The sequence below is a fragment of the Streptococcus porcinus genome, from assembly GCF_901542335.1.
Lineage (GTDB): Bacteria > Bacillota > Bacilli > Lactobacillales > Streptococcaceae > Streptococcus > Streptococcus porcinus_A.
Window position 1 is genome coordinate 1,913,152 of record NZ_LR594036.1, and the last position, 19,313, is coordinate 1,932,464.

General features: G+C 38.2%; 19 protein-coding genes and 1 pseudogene. 7 read left to right on the forward strand and 13 right to left on the reverse strand.

Annotated features, from left to right (window positions below):
• The first annotated feature begins 97 nt into the window (after positions 1–97).
• Positions 98–2,377 carry a Xaa-Pro dipeptidyl-peptidase gene (locus tag FGK96_RS09245; protein WP_172601621.1) on the forward strand — a complete coding sequence of 760 codons (2,280 nt, stop codon included), beginning with the start codon at positions 98–100 and terminating at the stop codon, positions 2,375–2,377.
• Between the two features lie 36 nt (positions 2,378–2,413).
• Positions 2,414–2,752 (forward strand): hypothetical protein, encoded by a 339-nt coding sequence (locus tag FGK96_RS09250; RefSeq protein ID WP_138083274.1) that lies wholly within the window; start codon positions 2,414–2,416, stop codon positions 2,750–2,752.
• Between the two features lie 143 nt (positions 2,753–2,895).
• Here FGK96_RS09250 and FGK96_RS09255 read toward each other — a convergent pair whose 3' ends face one another.
• Positions 2,896–3,117, reverse strand: a complete 222-nt coding sequence (locus tag FGK96_RS09255) for a helix-turn-helix domain-containing protein (RefSeq protein WP_138083275.1) — start codon at positions 3,115–3,117, stop codon at positions 2,896–2,898.
• A 174-nt stretch (positions 3,118–3,291) separates the two neighbouring features.
• Here FGK96_RS09255 and FGK96_RS09260 point away from each other — a divergent pair, with 174 nt between their 5' ends.
• Positions 3,292–3,657: a helix-turn-helix domain-containing protein gene (locus tag FGK96_RS09260; RefSeq protein ID WP_138083276.1), complete on the forward strand. Its 366-nt coding sequence runs from the start codon at positions 3,292–3,294 to the stop codon at positions 3,655–3,657.
• A 274-nt stretch (positions 3,658–3,931) separates the two neighbouring features.
• Positions 3,932–5,569, forward strand: coding sequence for a phosphoenolpyruvate carboxykinase (ATP) (locus tag FGK96_RS09265; RefSeq protein ID WP_138083277.1), 1,638 nt, complete (start codon positions 3,932–3,934; stop codon positions 5,567–5,569).
• A gap of 41 nt (positions 5,570–5,610) precedes the next feature.
• On the opposite strand, the gene FGK96_RS09270 is transcribed toward FGK96_RS09265, so the two are convergent.
• The 8 genes from FGK96_RS09270 to FGK96_RS09300 all read right to left on the reverse strand — a co-directional run bounded on the left by FGK96_RS09270 (position 5,611) and on the right by FGK96_RS09300 (position 12,045).
• Complete coding sequence (locus tag FGK96_RS09270) at positions 5,611–7,002, reverse strand: oxaloacetate decarboxylase subunit alpha (protein ID WP_138083278.1); 1,392 nt, start codon at positions 7,000–7,002, stop codon at positions 5,611–5,613.
• Position 7,003: 1 nt separating this feature from the next.
• The gene (gene citX, locus FGK96_RS09275) at positions 7,004–7,561 is read right to left on the reverse strand and encodes a citrate lyase holo-[acyl-carrier protein] synthase (RefSeq protein ID WP_138083531.1); all 558 of its coding nucleotides are present in this window, start codon (positions 7,559–7,561) and stop codon (positions 7,004–7,006) included.
• Positions 7,554–9,086 carry a citrate lyase subunit alpha gene (gene citF / locus FGK96_RS09280; protein ID WP_138083279.1) on the reverse strand — a complete coding sequence of 511 codons (1,533 nt, stop codon included), beginning with the start codon at positions 9,084–9,086 and terminating at the stop codon, positions 7,554–7,556. The genes citX and citF (FGK96_RS09280) overlap by 8 nt, the downstream gene beginning before the upstream one ends.
• Positions 9,086–9,973 (reverse strand): citrate (pro-3S)-lyase subunit beta, encoded by an 888-nt coding sequence (gene citE, locus FGK96_RS09285; protein WP_138083280.1) that lies wholly within the window; start codon positions 9,971–9,973, stop codon positions 9,086–9,088. Before citE ends, citF (FGK96_RS09280) begins: the two co-directional genes overlap by 1 nt.
• A complete protein-coding gene (gene citD / locus FGK96_RS09290) occupies positions 9,961–10,266 on the reverse strand; it encodes a citrate lyase acyl carrier protein (protein WP_138083281.1) in 306 nt (101 codons plus the stop codon). The genes citE and citD (FGK96_RS09290) overlap by 13 nt, the downstream gene beginning before the upstream one ends.
• A gap of 66 nt (positions 10,267–10,332) precedes the next feature.
• Positions 10,333–10,458: an OadG-related small transporter subunit gene (locus FGK96_RS10670; RefSeq protein WP_003083782.1), complete on the reverse strand. Its 126-nt coding sequence runs from the start codon at positions 10,456–10,458 to the stop codon at positions 10,333–10,335.
• A gap of 34 nt (positions 10,459–10,492) precedes the next feature.
• Complete coding sequence (locus FGK96_RS09295; RefSeq protein WP_003084868.1) at positions 10,493–11,614, reverse strand: sodium ion-translocating decarboxylase subunit beta; 1,122 nt, start codon at positions 11,612–11,614, stop codon at positions 10,493–10,495.
• Positions 11,615–11,646: 32 nt separating this feature from the next.
• Positions 11,647–12,045 carry an acetyl-CoA carboxylase biotin carboxyl carrier protein subunit gene (locus FGK96_RS09300; protein ID WP_138083532.1) on the reverse strand — a complete coding sequence of 133 codons (399 nt, stop codon included), beginning with the start codon at positions 12,043–12,045 and terminating at the stop codon, positions 11,647–11,649.
• Between the two features lie 694 nt (positions 12,046–12,739).
• Here FGK96_RS09300 and FGK96_RS09310 point away from each other — a divergent pair.
• The 3 genes from FGK96_RS09310 (at position 12,740) to citG (ending at position 15,861) form a co-directional block, all read left to right on the forward strand.
• Positions 12,740–14,143, forward strand: coding sequence for a CitMHS family transporter (locus FGK96_RS09310; protein WP_138083282.1), 1,404 nt, complete (start codon positions 12,740–12,742; stop codon positions 14,141–14,143).
• Positions 14,144–14,288: 145 nt separating this feature from the next.
• Positions 14,289–14,981, forward strand: coding sequence for a GntR family transcriptional regulator (locus FGK96_RS09315; RefSeq protein ID WP_138083283.1), 693 nt, complete (start codon positions 14,289–14,291; stop codon positions 14,979–14,981).
• A complete protein-coding gene (citG, locus tag FGK96_RS09320; RefSeq protein WP_138083284.1) occupies positions 14,974–15,861 on the forward strand; it encodes a triphosphoribosyl-dephospho-CoA synthase CitG in 888 nt (295 codons plus the stop codon). Before FGK96_RS09315 ends, citG begins: the two co-directional genes overlap by 8 nt.
• Positions 15,862–15,895: 34 nt before the next feature.
• On the opposite strand, the pseudogene FGK96_RS09325 reads toward citG, so the two are convergent.
• The 4 genes and pseudogenes from FGK96_RS09325 to citD (FGK96_RS09340) all read right to left on the reverse strand — a co-directional run.
• Positions 15,896–16,210 (reverse strand): annotated as a pseudogene (locus FGK96_RS09325) (AbrB family transcriptional regulator); the annotation flags it as partial.
• 152 nt (positions 16,211–16,362) lie between these two features.
• Positions 16,363–17,922, reverse strand: coding sequence for a citrate lyase subunit alpha (gene citF / locus FGK96_RS09330; protein WP_138083285.1), 1,560 nt, complete (start codon positions 17,920–17,922; stop codon positions 16,363–16,365).
• 14 nt (positions 17,923–17,936) lie between these two features.
• Positions 17,937–18,851, reverse strand: coding sequence for an aldolase/citrate lyase family protein (locus FGK96_RS09335; RefSeq protein WP_232045819.1), 915 nt, complete (start codon positions 18,849–18,851; stop codon positions 17,937–17,939).
• Positions 18,851–19,144 (reverse strand): citrate lyase acyl carrier protein, encoded by a 294-nt coding sequence (gene citD / locus FGK96_RS09340; RefSeq protein ID WP_138083287.1) that lies wholly within the window; start codon positions 19,142–19,144, stop codon positions 18,851–18,853. Before citD (FGK96_RS09340) ends, FGK96_RS09335 begins: the two co-directional genes overlap by 1 nt.
• Positions 19,145–19,313 lie beyond the last annotated feature (169 nt).

Below are 19,313 nucleotides of genomic sequence, written 5' to 3' on the forward strand. Positions count from 1 at the left end.
TAGTTTAGACAAGTACCATTTTATCAAGTATAATAGACAATGTAAAGCTGTATAAAAAAATTAAAACGTTTACTTATTAGAAAGAATAGTTACAAAAATGAGATATAATCAATTTTCCTATATCAAACCACAATACTTAGAAGCAAAAAAAGATCTTGAAACTTTGGGCTTTGTCTTTAAGGATCAGCAAGATCCAAAAAATCTATTGAAGGCTTTTTTGGAACACTACTTTTTCCTCATAACCGATAAAGATTATCAATTAGCCAATATGATTGCCGACCAAAATACTGATTTGGCAACTTTCTTTCGTTCTAATGAGCCCTTGTCAGAAACAATCTTTCAACTTGTAGCCTTGCAACTGCTCGGATTTGTTCCTTTTTTTGATTTTCAAGATAGTGACCGCTTTGCAAAAGAAATTAGCTTCCCAGTGACCTATAATGAAACAAAATTCTTACTGAGTCTTCACCATCTGCTCGCTTGTCGTAACAAATTGGGAATGACTTTATTTGATGACCTAGTAAGTAAAGGCATTATCCCTCAAGATAACGACTATCATTTCTTTAATGGTAAATCACTGGCTACCTTTGATACTAACAATCTGATAAAAGAAATCGTCTATGTGGAAGCTCCTGTTGACACAGACTGTGATGGTTATAAGGACTTGATCAAAGTTAATATTTTGAGACCAAGAACACAACATAAAATTCCAAGTATGATGACTCCTAGCCCTTACCATCAAGGTGTCAATGAAGTGGCTAATGATAACAAATTACATCGAATGGAAACTGAGCTTATGCCCAAAAAAGCTCATAGAATCGAGGTAGAGACTCGAAACATTCAAACAAAGAAAGAGGAACATCCAACTCTTCCTAGAAGTCAAGCTACTGAGCACTTCTCTTTCATTGATTCCTATAGCCTAAACGACTACTTCCTAGCTCGTGGTTTTGCTAATATCTATGTATCAGGAGTGGGAACAGCAGGTTCAGACGGCTTCATGACCTCAGGTGATTACCTGCAAATCGAAAGTTTTAAAGCTGTTATTGATTGGCTAAATGGCCGAGCAGTAGCCTATACTAGCCACAAACGCGAAGCCCTCGTAGAGGCTAACTGGGCAAACGGTAAGGTCGCAACCACAGGTAAATCTTACTTAGGGACCATGTCAACAGGCTTAGCCACAACAGCTATTGATGGTCTAGAAGTTATCATCGCAGAGGCCGCTATTTCTTCGTGGTATGACTACTACCGTGAAAATGGCCTCATCTGTAGCCCTGGCGGTTATCCAGGCGAAGATCTAGATGTTTTAACCGAGTTGACCTATTCTCGCTCACTTCTAGCAGGAGATTACCTAAGACAAAAAGAGAAGTATCATGCGCAATTAAAACAGCAGACTGAGGCGCTAGACCGTGCAAGTGGCGATTACAATCAATTTTGGCATGATCGAAACTACCTTCCCCATGCTAAAAACGTAAAATGTGAAGTGGTCTTTACCCATGGCCTACAAGACTGGAATGTTAAACCAAGTCACCTTTACCACATCTTCAACGCTCTGCCTGAATCGGTTGCTAAACATGCCTTTTTACATCATGGCCAACATGTTTACATGCATAACTGGCAATCTATTGATTTCAGAGAATCGATGAATGCTCTTTTAAGTAAAAAGCTCTTGAATCAAGCTAACCATTATTACTTACCAAGTCTTATCTGGCAAGACAACCAGGAGACTCAATCATGGCAAATACTTGAACAATTCGGGGCACCAAACACTCATACTTTTACAATCGGTCATGGCCAACAAACCATTAATAACCATTATTCTGATGATGCTTTTACCAGCTATTGTAAAGACTTCAAAGTCTTTAAAAAAGAGTTATTCTCCGGCAAAGCAAATGTTCTTACGCTAGAGATCGTACTTGATCGAGACGTTCACCTTAACGGAAAAACATGCTTACATCTGCGTGTCAAATCTTCTGTGAATAAAGGACTTCTCTCTGCTCAGCTATTAGATAAAGGAACTAAGAAACGTTTCGGTGATACACCGAGTGTGGTCGAGCTAGCCTCTATTGACAATGGTCAAAATTTTGCACGTGAGGATCTAAAAGAACTACCTTTTACTGCTAGTGACTATCGTGTGGTCACAAAAGGGGTAATCAATTTACAAAATCGTCATGACTTGCTTACGGTTGAAGATGTTTTACCTGACCAATGGATGACTTTGGATTTTCATTTACAGCCAAGTATTTATCGCTTTAAAGCAGGAGATAAGCTCCATTTGCTTCTATACACTACTGATTTCGAACATACTGTTAGAGATAATAGTGATTATCAAATAGTGGTTGACTGTGAACAATCCTCTGTGGAATTTCCCATTGAAGGTTAATTAATAAAGCAGTCTGGTTCCCCTTAAGGAGAAAAAATGAAATCACTTGCACAAGAAAACTATGAAAATAGCCATCACTTTTGGTATCAGGCAGATACTTTTCAAGAACATGACTATGGCTCTATTTTTAACCACCAAACTGACTGGCTAGAACAATTGCAAATCGTTATTAAAGAAGATTTAAGCAAATATCCCCAAGAGAATGATTTTTACTGGTATTTCGGAGAAGGCTTAGATAACATACCTTTGATGGTACGCTATAAGAATGGTCAGTATGATATTCAAATTAACCTCAAAGATTTTGATTTCGCATTACATTTAGATGCTATTTTAGCTTGGAAAGAAAGTTTAATTACCATCTTAGTAGCAAAATAAAACCTTCTAACTGCTATTTCTTAATTGAAAAATTAGCTAGGATAGTACTATCAGTTATAAGTAACCATTGCCAATAACTAATAAAAGAAGACAAACTTCACAGCCGAGGTTTGTCTTCTTTTATTTTATATAGAAAAGTAAGTTCATTTCATAAAAACCGAATCGTCATCCAAAAAAATATCATCAACTGAAACCGATAGAATCTCTGCTATTAAGCACAATTTTTCGTATTTTGCTCGCCTTAACATAGATACATCCTTTTCATATCTAGCAATTGTCCGAATAGAAATTCCTGTCTGGCTAGCAAGCTCTTCTTGTGTAAAGTTACGAGCACGTCTTATTTCTCTCAAAGTTAGTTTAGACACTTAGCACCTCCAAAAAATATTTTTAATTAAACCTTTATGATAACAACATTATAAACTTCGGTTTTTATGAAGTCAAGTTTTTCCTGTACTTTTAGTCAAGTTTTTAAAAAATATTTTGAAAAACTGCCATTTATGGTAAGATAGTAGATATAATCTGACAAAGGAGTCTGCTTTATGCCAACACAAAAGTCTTATTTCCCAAGCAATTTAAAATATCTCAGATTAGAAAAAAAGATGGAGCAACTAGAACTCGCCCTTAAAATTGGACGTAAAAGTGCTTCGACTATTAGTGAATGGGAAAATGGCAAATATACCCCAAAGCAAGATATACTTCTCAAGGTTGCCGAGCTTTTTCAGGTTGATATCAACACCTTAGTCTACACTGACTTGGTTAATGAAGGGAACTACCATTATAGTCAGGTCAATAACAATGATATTACATACATCTCGGAACATTTAGATCCTAAGCTCATGGAAGAATGGATTCACTTGGGAAAACATTTATTAGAAGAACAGAATAAAAAAACCACTGATGACTAGTCACCAGCCCTACTTCTGTGGCTAATCTTCATTCAAAGACAAACTCTAAATACTGGTTTGTCTTTTTTTTTATACTAATCTGTGTGTTTAAATACCACAATAATGAGGCGCTATTTTTAGACTTAATGAATTTCATATCTTTTTTCTCATTAATTTTTCATTCCCCAACATAAAAGACTGAAAGTGTTCCAAAACTGTTCCAAATCTTCACTTGACTTGTTGTAAGCCTTTTCATTTGATAGAATGGTGGTAACAAAAGCAAAGGAGAAAGCCTATGGCCACCATCAATTGTTTCCCAAAAGAGAATATTCGAAAAGATAATTCTCATTTCTCAGAAGCCAAAGCTTTGATTGAAACAGCTTTTTATGGTAATAATGTAAAGCTGATTAAGAGTTTAGAAGAAGCCTATAATTTAGCTTTCAATGCGCCAAATACAATCGTTTTAGACCAAACTGTCTCGCATCCCCATGATTTAGGTTTGCCAACGAATGCTAAGGTATTGTTAGCTAACAGTGGGGCTATCGTTGGTAGAACCGCAAAGGCTAGACGACTTTCTGGAAAAAATCCAGAAGAAGATTGCCAAATTGCAGCCATTTTAAGAGAAGCTCTTTATCAAAGTGGTTTTAAGCCTTTTATTTCAGGGCAAGCTGTGGTTGGTTTGGATCAACAATTTATGGTTAAAGCACATATTATGATGCCTGAAAATGAAAGTAATAATCTGTATTCTTGGTTACTAAATTTTCAAATTTTAAATGACCATTATCAAGAACTCCTAAAAGAATCTCAATCTTTAAAGGAAAATGATATTTACATTTACTTCAACCCTGATTGGTCTCACCCTGACTATCCCCAAGGTTTAGCCTACTTTGATAAAGACCACAATGTAGCGGCTATCTTAGGCTTAAATTATTTTGGTGAAATAAAAAAAGCAACATTGACTCTAGCTTGGGCAATTGCTGCGCGGCATGATTATGTTGCTTGCCACGGTGGCCTAAAAGAATTCAAAAATGGTAGAAAAGCTTATGTTGCTTCCTTCTTTGGTCTATCCGGCTCTGGAAAATCAACCTTAACACACGCTAAACACGACGGTAAATACCCTATTCAAGTCCTTCATGATGATGCCTTTATTATTTCGACAAAAGACGGTTCTTCTGTCGCCTTAGAGCCAGCTTACTTTGATAAAACAAGTGACTATCCAGCAGGGCACCCAGAACAAAACTACTTCTTAACTGTTCAAAATTGTGGCGTTACGTTGGATTCTGATGGCAATAAAGCGCTAGTCACTGAAGATATCCGCAATGGAAATGGTCGTACCGTTAAATCCCGCTTTGCGACACCAGACCGAGTAGATTGTGTTCATGATCCCATTTCAGCCATTTTTTGGATAATGAAGGACGATTCTCTACCACCTTTAGTGAGAGTTTCTGATCCTATTATGGCCTCTGCCTTAGGCTGTACACTGATGACTAAGCGCTCCAATGCTGAAAATGCAACAGGAGATCTGGGAACTTTAGTTATTGAACCTTATGCTAACCCTTTTCGTATCTATCCCTTACAAGAAGACTTTGAGAAATTTTATCAACTTTTTGCTTCAGGAGTTGATTGCTACATCATCAATACTGGGGACTTTTTAAACCAAAATATTGATAAGCAAACGACTTTATCCTGCATTGAGGCTATTGTCAATCAAACTGCAAGCTTTAAAAACTTTGAAAAAGTTCCTGATTTTTCTTACTTACAACTGGATAAGTTTACGATTGATGAAAACAATGCTGATTACCGTGCTTTGCTAAGAGAAAGAATGGCTTTTCGTCTTAATTTCTTGAAAGACTTGTTTGATGAAGATAAAGAAAATACCCACATAGAGCAAAGTGTCCTTAAGTTAGAAAAGATAATAGCACATTTAAGCTAAAGAAAAACATTAAGTGGTCTAAGATCACTTAATGTTTTTCTTTAGCTTAAATCAATACTAACAGACACTTCTTGGATCGGAACATCATAGAAAGGATCTTCTCTTCGACCTAAGAAATCTCGAGCTTGTTTAGGGAAGGAAGCATAACTGAGAACATCTTCCTCACTTTTAGCATACTGTGCAATATCCTCGCGTAAGCTTGGAAGTTGAGGCTCAATGAGGTCTGCAGGCCGGATAGTGATAACTTCTTCATCACCAATAATTTTTTCCTTAATGCCTGCTGCTAGAGGTGCTGGCGGCCTGCCATAAAGGCCACGAACGTAATCTTTAATCTCATTTGGAACGACTTTAAATCGTTCCCCTGAAATGATATTCATCAAAGCTTGAGTTCCGACCATTTGTGATAATGGCGTTACCAATGGTGGGTATCCCAAGTCTGCTCGGACTCGAGGTACTTCTGCTAAAACGTCCTCATATTTATCAGCTAAGCCTTGTTCTGTTAACTGGCTTAATAGGTTAGATAGCATACCACCTGGTACTTGATAAATCAGGGTTTTAGGTTCTATATCTTTTACTTTTGGATTCAGCAGCCCCTCAGCACGGAAATGATCACGCACTGTATTAAGATGCGCAGCTACTTTTTCGACTTCTTTTAAGTTAATACCTGTTTCAAAACCTAAATCTTCAAGACCCATAACCACTGATTCGGTTGCGGGTTGGCTTGTCCCGCCAGCAAATGAAGATACTGCTGTATCAATAATATCAGCACCAGCTTCTGCAACCTTGAGATAAGTCATTTCTGAAATACCACTGGTTGCATGAGTATGGATTTCAAGTGGTAAATCCACTACTGATTTAATACCTTTGACCAAATCATAACCTATTTGTGGGGTAAGAACTCCTGCCATATCTTTGATACATATCGAGTCCGCACCCATTTGCGCATATTCTTCTGCCAATTTAACAAAGTAGTCGACAGTGTGAACAGGACTTGTGGTATAAGAAATTGCAACCTGCGCATGTCCCCCAAACTCCTTGGTAGCTGCTACAGCTGTTTGCAAATTACGAGGATCGTTTAAGGCATCGAAAATTCGAATAATATCAATCCCATTTTCAATCGATTTTTGGACAAAAGATCTTACAACATCATCGGCGTAATTGCGATAACCTAACAAATTTTGACCACGTAATAACATTTGTAATTTCGTTTTCTTGACTGCCTTACGGATAGTACGTAGACGCTCCCAAGGATCTTCATCTAAATATCGAAGACAAGAGTCAAAAGTTGCACCCCCCCAGACCTCTAAGGCATGATAGCCGGCATTGTCTAAGTTTTCTAAGATTGGTAGCATCTGTTCTGTTGTCATACGTGTTGCAATTTGGCTTTGCTGTCCATCTCTAAGAACTGTTTCCGTAATACGGACTTTTGTCATTTTATTCCTCCTTAGTGTGACTAATTGTTGAAGCGATGATTTGCTGAATAGCTTCCTGCATTTCCTCTACGCTGTGTTTACGAGAACGTCCACATACTTTAGCGTCCTCCGAGCAGACATAGCATCTTCTAGTTGGCAGACCAAGATCTTGGCGGCTAATAGACTGCAAATGTCCATCTGCTAAGGTAAGCACATCAAGATCAAATAGCCTCCCTAAAGGATTTTCCGTCTCAAGAGCAATCATCCTTTCTTTCAGAGAAGTTGCTGATAAATTAGTTAAAAGATAGTACTCAGCTCCTGTTTTTAAAGGGAGATACATGTCATAGGAAATGACTTGGTCAGCTAATTTTGCCTGAACGACGGCTATCATCTCTTCAAATAACGCTAATAGTTGCGGTGAGGTTTTTATTGGTCCTGGAATATTCATTGTTACCGATAGGAGATTAGTGTCGGTATTTTCTTTCAATAAAGAGAAATGTTGGAAACTTCGTTGCTCTCTAGCTTCCATCATCTCTTCCAAACTTATTTTTTCACCAGCAAATAAATCATCATTAGACATTATGGACAACATCAATCAAACTTCCATCACGATATTCAATTAAGGCAACTACTTTATCTCCATATTGGATAGCATCAGGTTGACCAACGATGGCATAAGCTTTATCTTTCAACTCTTGAATTGTCAATTGTGGTACTTTTAAATCCTTAAAATGTTCTACTAAATCAGGTCTATTGGGATTAATAGCTATACCAATCTCAGTGACAATGACATCAACACTTGTTCCGGGAGTGATGACCGTGTTAACTTGGTCTACAAAGGTTGGAATACGACCACGTACCAGTGGTGAAATCACTAAGCTCATTTTCGCAGCAAATGCTGTATCACAATGACCACCCGAAGCGCCGCGGATAACGCCATCTGAACCAGTCATAACATTAACATTAAAGTCAGTATCAACTTCTAAAGCTGATAAGATACAAGTATCTAGCTGGTTAATAACTGAACCTTTGCTCAATGGTGAGGCATACATATTAGCATCAATTTCATAATGTTGACTATTTTTATCTAAAGAAATAGCTGATGGATGGTCAAAGTCCTGAACATCGATAATTTTTTCAACTAAACCTTCTTGTAGAAGCTCAACCATGGCATTGGTAATGCCGCCTAAAGCAAAGCTGGCTGTGACACCATCTTTAAGCATCTGTTCTCTCATATAGCGAGTAACTGCTAATGAAGCTCCGCCTGTTCCCGTTTGGAAAGAAAAACCTTCTTTATAATAAGGGGAATTGGTGATAACTTTTGAAGCATACTCAGCAATGAGCAACTCTTTAGGATTTTTCGTGAAGCGCGTCGCACCTTTGGCGATACCTGCTGGGTCACCAATAGCATCAACGACAACGACATAGTCTACATCAGTTTGAGGTATTGAAATTGGCGTGTTTGGATACGGCATTAAACTATCTGTAATAATGACAACCTGATCTGCATACTTAGCGTCAATCATAGCATAACCTAAGGATCCACAGGTCGCTTTACCTTTGGTTCCATTGGCATTTCCATAAGCATCTGAACTTGGAGCTCCCAAGAAGGCAACATCAATATGGATATCCCCTGAGGCAATGGCACGCGCACGACCTCCATGTGAGCGGATAACGACAGGATTTTCCATTATTCCTGAAGAGATAGCCGCACCTACTTTATCACGTAATCCAGAAGATGTGATATTGGTGACTACCCCATTTTTGATATGCTCAATCAGGGGCTCATGAATATTGGCAATTGAGCTTGGAGCAATTGATATATTTTTGATTCCTAGATTAGCAATTTCCTCTAAAACCATGTTCATGACATAGTCCCCTTCACGGAAATGATGATGGAAGGAGATCGTCATGCCATCTTTTAGGCTGGTTTTTTCAATTGCTTCACGGATGCTTGCCAACATTTTATTATCTTTTGGTTTAACTGGTCGAATAGTCCGACTTGCTTCTTGGTAATTTTGAATATGCGCTAATTCACCTTCAAATATACCATATAAGTCAGCATATTCTTGAGGAATGTCGCGTTTAACTTTATTGATAACCATTAGATATCCTCCTCAGTAAGTAATTGAGCAGCTTTGGCAAGCATAATCACACGCTCTGCACGTTCAACAATTGGTTTATCAACCATTTTACCTTTCAGGGAAATAACACCCGAACCTTTACTTTCTGCTTCACGGATTGCCCAGATAACTTCTTTAGCATCTTGAATTTCTTTTTCTGTAGGTGCATATAGCTCATTCACTAAAGGAATTTGACGTGGATTGATAACTGATTTTCCATCAAATCCAAGTTGTTTAATCATACGAACTTCATTTTGGAAACCTTCGGTATTATTTACATCCGAATACACTGTGTCTATAGCAGCAATACCAGCTGCGCGAGCTGCGTGTAGTATCATACTCCGAGCAAAGAAAAGCTCTTGACCATCAGGGTGACGTCGCGTTTTCATATTAGTTACATAATCTTCTGCTCCCAAGGCAATCCCAATCAAACGATTTGATGCTTTTGCGATCTCCCGTGCATTAAGAACTCCTTCTGCCGATTCAATAGCTGCCATCATTTTTGTACGTCCAATTTCAATACCATTTTCACGTTCAACACGTTCAATAACAGCTTCTACATCGATGATATCTTGGGCAGTTTCAGTTTTAGGCAAGCGAACCACATCAACACCTGCTATAACAACAGCTTCAATATCCAAAGCTCCAACTGTATCCAGACCATTAACACGAACAACAGTTTCCACAGAACTGTAATCAAATGTTTTTAAAGCAAAATGAACCAAAGCTCTAGATGTGTCTTTTTCTCTTAATGAAACCGAGTCTTCCAAATCAAACATAATTGAATCTGCTCCATAAAGCGGAGCATCTCTAAGCATAGCTGCGTTTGCACCCGGAACAAACATCATAGTTCTTCTTAAACGTTCCATGTGTCAATCTCCTTCCAATTGTATTGATCAATGCCTGCTGCACGGTGCACAGCTACAAGGGTTCGAGCCTGAATCGTGCAATCAAGCGCACCTTTGTCAACAGCGTAAATAGAGGCTTTGTCAACACCTAAATGGTTTAAGGATTCTTCAATGACCTGACGAATGCGACGACCAAATTGTTTCTCAACACTGCTTTCCAAATCAATCGTAATGCCATTTGTAGCTGGACTAACCGTAATCATGATATCGCTTGATTCCAAACTTCCTGCAACCGCAGTTTGTGAAATTTCCATAAATATACCTCTCTATCTTGATGTCTGACATCTGATTAGTAAATGTTAGGCAAGTCTTAACTTTATTTATTTTTCTGGCAATAACTTAATGAGAAGTTCTGCCACGGCATAAAGTATTCCTAAAACGATAAATACGCCTGCCATTCCTAGCGCCATAAGCTCAAATGCCATGACTAAATGTTCCATATTCATAATTATCTATCCTCTTCTAATTATCAATCTATTCTTAGCTAAAGAATGATAGTAGTAAACCACCCGCAATAACAGAGGCAATTTGACCAGAAACGTTAGCCCCGACAGCATACATTAGGATGAAATTCTGTGGGTCCTCATCAGTTGCCATTTTTTGAATGACACGGCTTGACATCGGAAAGGCTGAAATACCAGCCGCACCTATCATTGGATTAATTTTATTTTTGCGGAATAGATTTAAAATTTTTGCAAACACAACACCACCGATGGAATCCATGATAAAGGCAACTAAGCCAAAGAGAATAATCATTAATGTTTGGAAATTCAAGAAAAGATCAGCCTGCATCTTAACAGAGATTGTTAACCCTAAAAGAATTGATACAATATTTACTAGCTCATTTTGTGCAGTCATTGAAAGACGATCTAAGACACCACACTCCCTTAATAAATTACCAAACATCAGGAATCCAACTAGCGGCAATGAAATCGGAGCTATGAAACCTGCCACAAAAGTAATAACAATTGGGAATAAAATTTTTGTTAGCTTCGAAACACTTTCTGCCTTATAGGTCATGCGGATTTGACGTTCTTTTTTGGTAGTTACTAATTTGATTGCAAAAGGTTGAATAATCGGCACCAAAGCCATGTATGAATAAGCTGCAACCGTAATTGGTCCTAATAGCTTAGGTGCTAGTTGATTGGCAACAAAAATTGAAGTTGGCCCGTCTGCTGCACCTATAATCCCAATTGAAGCCGCTTCTTTAATATCAAAGCCTGCCATGACTGCAACAACTACAACAAAGAAAATTCCAAACTGCGCTGCCGCTCCAAATAGTAACATAAATGGATTTTGAAGGAGTGGCCCGAAATCAATCATGGCTCCAATGCCGATAAAAATCAGGAGTGGGAATAATTCTGTCCCAATCCCAATATTAAATAGAGTATCAAAAACACCCTCTTGGTGTACGCCATTAACAACTTGAGTTAAAACTCCTGTACCAGGGAAATTAACTAAAATTGTTCCCAGTCCCATTGGAACCAATAGAGTTGGTTCATATTCTTTTTTAATCCCTAAATACATTAATAGCCCACCGATGATCATCATCGTAATTTGTGGGATGGTAATAGAGGTTAAACCTTGAATTAATATTTCCACGTGACACTTCCTTTTCTAAATTCTTTCCAAACCTAATTGATAGTGATCAAACCATCACCTGCATTAACACTTTGTCCTGTAGAGACATGGATGGCTGAAACAGTTCCAGCTTGACTAGCAACAATTTCATTTTCCATTTTCATGGCCTCCAAAATCATCAATGGCTGATTCTCAGTAACAGCATCTCCAACATTGACAAGAATTTTCAAAATAGTACCAGGCATAGGGGAGGCCATTGCATCAGCACTTGCTGGCACTACTGGACTGGCTATTGGAGCAGTGTTTTCTTCCACTACTGGGATAGCGTTCTCAACTGGAGCTACCGGGCTTGGGGGCGGAGCTACTGGAGCTGGCGCAACTGCCCCTCCAATTTCTTCCATTTCCACCATGTATTCTTTTCCATCAATTGTAATTTTAAATTTACGTAACATCTTATTATTCTCCCAAAATTTCATTTTTTTACGATAAACGGATTTAACCACAAACCGTCTATCCGGTTTGTCTATACTAGCAATACTTGTTGCAATTAAAGAAACCGTTAAAAGCTCAGGGTTCCTTTGCCAAATTTTCTTGACCTTGAACTGGCTTTTTGGTTGATCTCCAGCAGCAATTGCAGTTGCAATTAAGCTCACTAGTGTTGAATCATCAGATTCTGCAGGGATGTACCCGGGTAATAATTCCCAGTCATCTTTTTCTTGACTTTTTATTGTAAATGATTGATTACTATTACCTAAAGTGTTTCCTTTTCGACCGAACAGGCGTTGAAATATTCCCATTAAATTCCTCCTTTCATCTCCTCATGATATGATGACAGACCAGTGGTCTATAGACTTTATATGCTAATGCTATTATATAATGAAAACGCATTTATGATTGGCTTTTTTGTGTTTTTTCATTTTCAGATATTATCATTGAAATGAAAATAAAGAAAATGTGAACTTTTTCTCAAGTTTTTGTTTTTTTATTGTTTTTTCTAAAAAACCGCTTTCATTTTCAACCGCTTTCATATAAACTATGATTGTCACTTACTCAATGACAGATTTTTTAATCGAAATGTCCAGAAAATTATAATTATTAAATAACCCCTATTTTGTAAACTAAATAAATTATATAAAGGAGAGGCTTATGTTACTCACTATTTTGGCTTATGCCATGATTGCCATTTTCATGTACGTGGTTATGTCCAAGAAAATGTCACCTCTATCAGCATTAGTAATGGTTCCCCTTGTTTTCACCATTATTGCTTTCTTTACTGGCGTCGCTGATATTACTGCAGATCAAGCATTTGTAAAATCACTTGGTGATGCAAAAATTGCCAACAATTTATCAGCAGTTGGACCAATGGTTCTATATGGAATCAATCAAACAGCAAAAACAGGGATTATGCTACTCTTTGCAATCCTTTACTTTTCAATCATGTTGGACACTGGCTTATTTGATCCAATAACTGAAAAGATGATTCGTTTTGCCAAAGGCGATCCAATGAAGGTTTTAATGGCAACAGCTATTGTATCAGCAGCCGTTTCAATGAATGGTGATGGTACAACAACAACCTTAATTGTTGTCTCAGCCTTCTTACCAATCTACCAAAAATTAAATATGAAAGTCATGAACCTTGGTGTCTTGATTATTCTTCAGAACACTATCATGAACTTACTGCCTTGGGGAGGTCCAACAGCGCGTGCCATGTCTGTCCTTAATGTCGGCTCTGAAATTTTAGCCTTCCTAGCGCCTGGAATGATTATTTCACTCCTTTACGTTATTTTCATTGTAGCTCCAAGCATGGGACGTAAAGAACGTAAACGTTTGGGGATTACAAATCTATCAGATCAAGAAATGAAAAAACTAACAGAGATTTCTGATCCTGAAAAAGAAGCAACTCGTCGTCCAGATTTATTCCTTTTCAATGGAATTATGACTATCGTTCTTATTACATGGTTAGTCGCTGGATCATTTATTCCAGCCATTCAAGTCCCTTCTCTTTTACTCTTTGCAGTTGGAACAATTGTAGCTCTCATGGTGAACTATCCTAACCTAAAAGACCAATCTAAACGTATTGGTGATAATGCTGGCGATGCCGTGCAAGTTGTTATTCTCGTTTTTGCTGCCGGGATTTTTATGGGACTCTTCCAAGGATCAGGTATGGCAAATGCTTTAGCGCAAAGCTTTACAACCATTATTCCTAAACAACTGGCTGGTTTCTGGGGATTAATTATTGCCCTCTTATCTGCTCCAGGTACTTTCTTCTTATCAAATGATGGTTTCTACTATGGCATCATGCCAGTCCTAGCTCAAGCTGGTGCTCGGTACGGATTTGACAACATGTCAATGGCTCTAGCATCACTCATGGGACAAGCCTTCCACTTACTAAGCCCTCTTGTTGCCTTCATTTACCTTCTTCTTCGCCTGACTGGCTTGGATATGGGAGAATGGCAAAGAACGGCTGGTAAATATGCACTTGGGATTTTCATCATCTTTATCCTAACCATTATTCTAATGGGGCATATGCCAATCTATATCCCTCAATAATGAGTTGCTACCTCCAATAAACAGGTTATTTTCCTTGAAGGATAACCTGTTTTTAATTACTAGCCCCAAATTAGCTTATCCGAATAAGCCTATATTTATTCAAACAAATTGGTTATAATGAAAAGAAAAGTAAGAAGGAGATCTTATGAATTCAGTTACCAATCTAGTCAAAAAAAACCTAGAATTATCCAAAAATATTCCTCTTAAGATTGCTTTATATGAAGCCTTCAAAAAAACCATTGTTTTAAGAGAAATACCTGCAGGAACCCGCATTAATGAAAAAGAATTCTCTACTGAACTAAACATTAGCAGGACACCCATCCGTTACGCTCTTAGTGTTCTTCAAGAAGAAAAGCTCGTTGAACATATTCCAAACAGAGGGATCATCGTCAAAGGTGTCAGCTTACAAGATGCTCATGAAATTTTCGAAATCCGTAAATCATTAGATACTTTAGCATCAACTACAGCTATGAATAAAATGACTAAGGAAGACTTTGATGAAATGAAACAGCTCTTAGAGACCTGCGAAGGTTATTTATTGGAGCATGAAATTGATAAAGTACTCCAAAACTTCAATGATTTTAATAACCTTATCTATGAGAAGAGTCAGATGCTACGCTTAAAAGAAATTGTTTCAAGGCTACAAACTTACTTACTCTATTTTCGCCGTATCTCCATTTCTTCTGACGCACGTCGTCGAAACGCATTAGATGAGCACTGGATGATTTATCGAGGAATGAAGAATAAAGACTATCAGCAGGTTACCCTGATTACCCACGAACATCTAAACCATTCTTTAGAATTTATTATTCAAGAAATGGAACAGACGAATGATTAGCCAGCAAAAAATAGCTATTTTTAGCCAGCTAGCAACTAAGGCTCTACTCTATGAAGTTACCTTAACACCTAAGCCGGGACTAGTTGACAGTGCAAATAACGGTTCTCATACTGATATGACCTTGAACACTTTCTTGGATTCTACTCTAGCTCTTGCCCCCCATTTCCAACGCTACGTTGAATTGGGCTATAAACACCACCAAAAAAAACCTCAAGAACTCTTCAACTTGCTTAGACAAGAGGGAATTTTAGCAGAAAAAGCCATGTTTCAAGCAACTAATGGCATCAATACCCATAAGGGTATCAACTTTTCCTTCGCTTTACTCCTAGGCTCTACCGGTGCCCATCTCGCCAAGCATCCAGAACTCTTGGAAAAAGCCACTTTTACTGCAGCAGATAGCCACGCTATTTGTCAAGCTATCATCCCAATGACCAGTCATTTGATTGAAATAGATTTAGGAAATTTGCAGAGCAAAACAGAATTAACCTATGGTGAAAAACTCTATCTTCATTATGGAATTAAGGGCCCAAGAGGTGAAGCTAGTCAAGGCTACCCTAGTGTCTGGAAAAAATCTCTGCCTTATCTTCGACAACTTGCTAAGGCAGAAATGACAAGTCGAGAACGGCAGTTACGATTATTAGTCTTTCTCATGACTTTCGTTGAAGATGCCAATCTTATTCACAGAGGTAGTATTGAAGACCTATACCAAGTTCAAGCAGATAGCCAAATACTTCTAAAAAAGGCAACTCATTTTGAACATTTGGTAGCTAACTTAGAAATATATAATCAAAGCATGGTAGAACGCAACCTTAGCCCTGGTGGATCGGCCGACCTTTTAGCTCTTAGCTTCTATTTTGCTTTCTTAGAAAAACTTTTATAAGCCAAAAACAGGACGCCTATAAGCATCCTGTTATTTAGCTGAATAAATAAAAAACTATTTTAATCAGTAGTGGCATAACAATAACTGTATACATGGTCCGACTAATCTGAATTCCAGCAATTTTAGCCATATCTCCTCTCCCATTCACCAGCCAAGAGAGAAATATCTGTCGCTCCCGCTGGTGATGACGCAAAAAGAGCCGATTGAAAATCCAGTACTCTTCTTTTACACATAAGATAGCCAAAAAAGCATTAATCAGTAGTAAATAACTAGTCAACATTCTCAAAATCGGAATCAATAGATAACACATAGCTAGCAAACTATTATAAGTAAAACTAGTCCCAATCATAAAATTCCTAGGTAGCCTTAGCTTTTTAGCAAGTAAGCCTCCAACTAATCCTACCATCAGAGTCTCTCCAAAACGAATCACTTATGCTCCAATCTAATTTTCGTTTTAGATGCTGACTTATACTAACTGTCCCCTCTTGCACTCGCCTCTTCCTAATCTAAGACCAGTGGTTTAATCTTTTTAACCACATCAAGTAAAGTACCGTCGCGTGCTTCGACGATTGCAACGACTTCATCTTCCCATTCCAGATCACTCGGTCGACCAACTAAACTATAGGCTTTTTCTTTTAATGCGTCAATGTCTACATGAGCAACTCCTGCCTCATCAAGCCACTTTTTAATATCTTCTCTCAAGGGGTTAACGGCAATACCATAATCTGTCACTAGCACATCAATACAATCACCTGGTGTTGTTACTGTAACAACTTTTTCACAAACTGTAGCCATTCTCCCCCGCGTTAGCAGGGTAACAATAATACAACACTTACTTCCAGCTGCGGTATCTGGATGCCCTCCAGGAGCTCCTCTTAAAATACCATCAGAACCTGTAATGACATTAACGTTGAAGTCGGTATCAATTTCTAAAGCCGAAAGAACCACAAAGTCCAACATGTTAACAAACGCTCCCTTATTAAAAGGATTTGCATATTGACTAGCACTTATTTCATGGTGTTTTGGATTTTTTTCTATATGTTCCCCAGCTGGCAGATCAAAATTCTGAACATCAAAGATATGTCCAACTAAACCTTTATCTTGAAGATCACAGATTGCATTGCTAATTCCACCTACGGCAAAGCCCATCTTAACATTTTTGTGACGCATATGGCTTTCTAAAAAGCGGTTTACAGCTAATGATGGGCCACCTGCACCAGTCTGGAAAGAGAATCCCTCTTTAAAGTAAGGAGTTGCTGCAATAATATTAGCAACATTTTCTGCCATCATCAATTCCCTAGGGTCTTGAGTCATACGCACTTCTTTGGTCGCAATTTTTTTATTATCTCCAATAGCATCAACAAGTACAACATAATCAACATTTATAGCATTAACTGTACAAGGAACATTGGGATAAGCATTGAGAGTATCTGTTACAATAACAGTATAATCAGCATAACAAGAATCATCAATCGCATACCCCATAGAACCAAAATTGTTTTTTCCACCAGTTCCTTTTGCGTTACCTTGTTTATCGCAAGAAGCTGCTGCTATAAAAGCAATATCAATATGGACTTCTCCGGTAGATATAGCACGTGGTCGCCCTCCATGGCTTCGAATAATAGCGGGTGTTTTCAATTTTCCAGCAGAAATTACTTCGCCAATCCGACCACGGATACCAGATGTTTGAATCCCTGTCACATAGCCTGCTTCAATATAATCGGCAATTAAGTCCTGAGCATCACCGAGTGAGGTTGCAGCAATCGTCAAATCTCTAACGCCAATCTCCTCAATCAATACCTTAGTTACCATACTCATGACATAATCTCCATTTCGGAGTGCGTGGTGAAAAGAGATTGTCATTCCATCTCGGACACCAATTTTTTGGCAGACTTCTTTGATTGATCCAACAACCTTACTATCTACGGGTTTAACGAATGGGCAAGAGTGAGGGGCATCTTTTTTATAGATTCTGCCATCCATATAATACTTGCCTTGATAAATATCTTTGTCCTCTCCTAACACTATTTCAGGAATATCCCGATTCACTGCGTTCTTCATAGTTCTATCCCTTCTTACATATCACCGTGGTAAACACCACTCGCTTTGGCCAAATCAATAATTCTTTGAGCCTCTTCAAAGAATGGTTTATCAACCATTTTACCATCAACGGTGTAAACGCCGACTCCATTTGTAAACTGCTCATTCATGGATCGAAGAAGTTTCTCAGCATACACAATTTCCTCTTTAGTTGGCGCAAATAACTGGTGCACCAAATGGATTTGGCGAGGATTAATAATAGATTTCCCATCAAATCCCATTTTACGAGCTAATTCAACTTCTTCGCGATAGCCTTCCATATCCTCAATTCTCGGGAAATTGGTATCATAGCATTGGATGCCTGCTGCGCGTGCTGCTAATAACATGAGTCCACGAGCTGTATTTATCTCGATACCATCCTTTTCAATTCCGACATGCATTGATTTACGGAAATCTCCGCCAGCAATGGCTACTCCAAACATTCTATCCGAAGCCATACAAATTTCGAGGGCATTAAGAATGCCTAATGGACTTTCAAGAGCAGCCATTAATAGTGTACGCCCTTCTTCTTTACCAAACTCTCTCTCAGCTGCCAATACAGCAGACTCGACAGTTTTCACATCTTTAGCTGACTCACATTTTGCTATCCTTATGCCATCAACTCCACCAGCTACAGCTACGCGGACATCTTCGTGCCAGTGCGGTGTATCAAGTCCATTGATCCGAACTAACACTTCTGTATCCCCATAATCAATAGTTGTCAGAGCATGATAGAGGGAGAATCGGGCAGCATCTTTTTGATTCTCTGCAACAGCATCTTCTAAATCTAAAATGAGACTATCTGAGCCAAAAATATAGGCATCTTTCAGAAGTGCAGGATTTTGTGCATTTAAGAACATCATCGTGCGACGTAAGCGATTTTTTAGTGGTTTTGATCTTGTTATTGGCATTAGAGTTTCCCCCATGGAATATTACTTTTAGATAAATCGTTGCTTCTATAAACAGCAGTTTGAATGCGAGCTTTGATAGTACAATCTAAAGCACCTTTGTCAACCATTATTAGCTTACCAGAAGTGACACCTAAACGTTCAAGCACTTCATAAACTGTTTTTTGAATGGCTAAACCATATTGATTCATGACGCTACTCTCGATGCTGACCTGCAAAGTATCGTGTGGCTCCACAATAACCTGAACATCCGAGGATTCTAATGTTCCAGCAATAGCTACTTTCTTGATTTCCATATCATACTCCTTGAACTTGGTTACTTCCATTATAACTAGCCATAATAAGAAGTAAAAGGTCAACTTGTCATCATCTTCCATGCCAATTAGGAATAGTTTCTATTTTCCAGGGAGTTAACAAAGTCATAATAATTAGGCTTTCATGCTTCTTTTATTCTTTCTATGGTCT

What these genes read in the sequence shown, in the direction of transcription:
- FGK96_RS09245 (WP_172601621.1), top strand. Translation starts at nt 98, where the DNA reads ATGAGATATAATCAATTTTCCTATATCAAACCACAATACTTAGAAGCA.
- FGK96_RS09250 (WP_138083274.1), top strand. Translation starts at nt 2,414, where the DNA reads ATGAAATCACTTGCACAAGAAAACTATGAAAATAGCCATCACTTTTGG.
- FGK96_RS09260 (WP_138083276.1), top strand. Translation starts at nt 3,292, where the DNA reads ATGCCAACACAAAAGTCTTATTTCCCAAGCAATTTAAAATATCTCAGA.
- FGK96_RS09265 (WP_138083277.1), top strand. Translation starts at nt 3,932, where the DNA reads ATGGCCACCATCAATTGTTTCCCAAAAGAGAATATTCGAAAAGATAAT.
- FGK96_RS09270 (WP_138083278.1), bottom strand. Translation starts at nt 7,002, where the DNA reads ATGACAAAAGTCCGTATTACGGAAACAGTTCTTAGAGATGGACAGCAA.
- citX (WP_138083531.1), bottom strand. Translation starts at nt 7,561, where the DNA reads ATGTCTAATGATGATTTATTTGCTGGTGAAAAAATAAGTTTGGAAGAG.
- citF (WP_138083279.1), bottom strand. Translation starts at nt 9,086, where the DNA reads ATGGTTATCAATAAAGTTAAACGCGACATTCCTCAAGAATATGCTGAC.
- citE (WP_138083280.1), bottom strand. Translation starts at nt 9,973, where the DNA reads ATGGAACGTTTAAGAAGAACTATGATGTTTGTTCCGGGTGCAAACGCA.
- citD (WP_138083281.1), bottom strand. Translation starts at nt 10,266, where the DNA reads ATGGAAATTTCACAAACTGCGGTTGCAGGAAGTTTGGAATCAAGCGAT.
- FGK96_RS10670 (WP_003083782.1), bottom strand. Translation starts at nt 10,458, where the DNA reads ATGAATATGGAACATTTAGTCATGGCATTTGAGCTTATGGCGCTAGGA.
- FGK96_RS09300 (WP_138083532.1), bottom strand. Translation starts at nt 12,045, where the DNA reads ATGTTACGTAAATTTAAAATTACAATTGATGGAAAAGAATACATGGTG.
- FGK96_RS09310 (WP_138083282.1), top strand. Translation starts at nt 12,740, where the DNA reads ATGTTACTCACTATTTTGGCTTATGCCATGATTGCCATTTTCATGTAC.
- FGK96_RS09315 (WP_138083283.1), top strand. Translation starts at nt 14,289, where the DNA reads ATGAATTCAGTTACCAATCTAGTCAAAAAAAACCTAGAATTATCCAAA.
- citG (WP_138083284.1), top strand. Translation starts at nt 14,974, where the DNA reads ATGATTAGCCAGCAAAAAATAGCTATTTTTAGCCAGCTAGCAACTAAG.
- citF (WP_138083285.1), bottom strand. Translation starts at nt 17,922, where the DNA reads ATGAAGAACGCAGTGAATCGGGATATTCCTGAAATAGTGTTAGGAGAG.
- FGK96_RS09335 (WP_232045819.1), bottom strand. Translation starts at nt 18,851, where the DNA reads ATGCCAATAACAAGATCAAAACCACTAAAAAATCGCTTACGTCGCACG.
- citD (WP_138083287.1), bottom strand. Translation starts at nt 19,144, where the DNA reads ATGGAAATCAAGAAAGTAGCTATTGCTGGAACATTAGAATCCTCGGAT.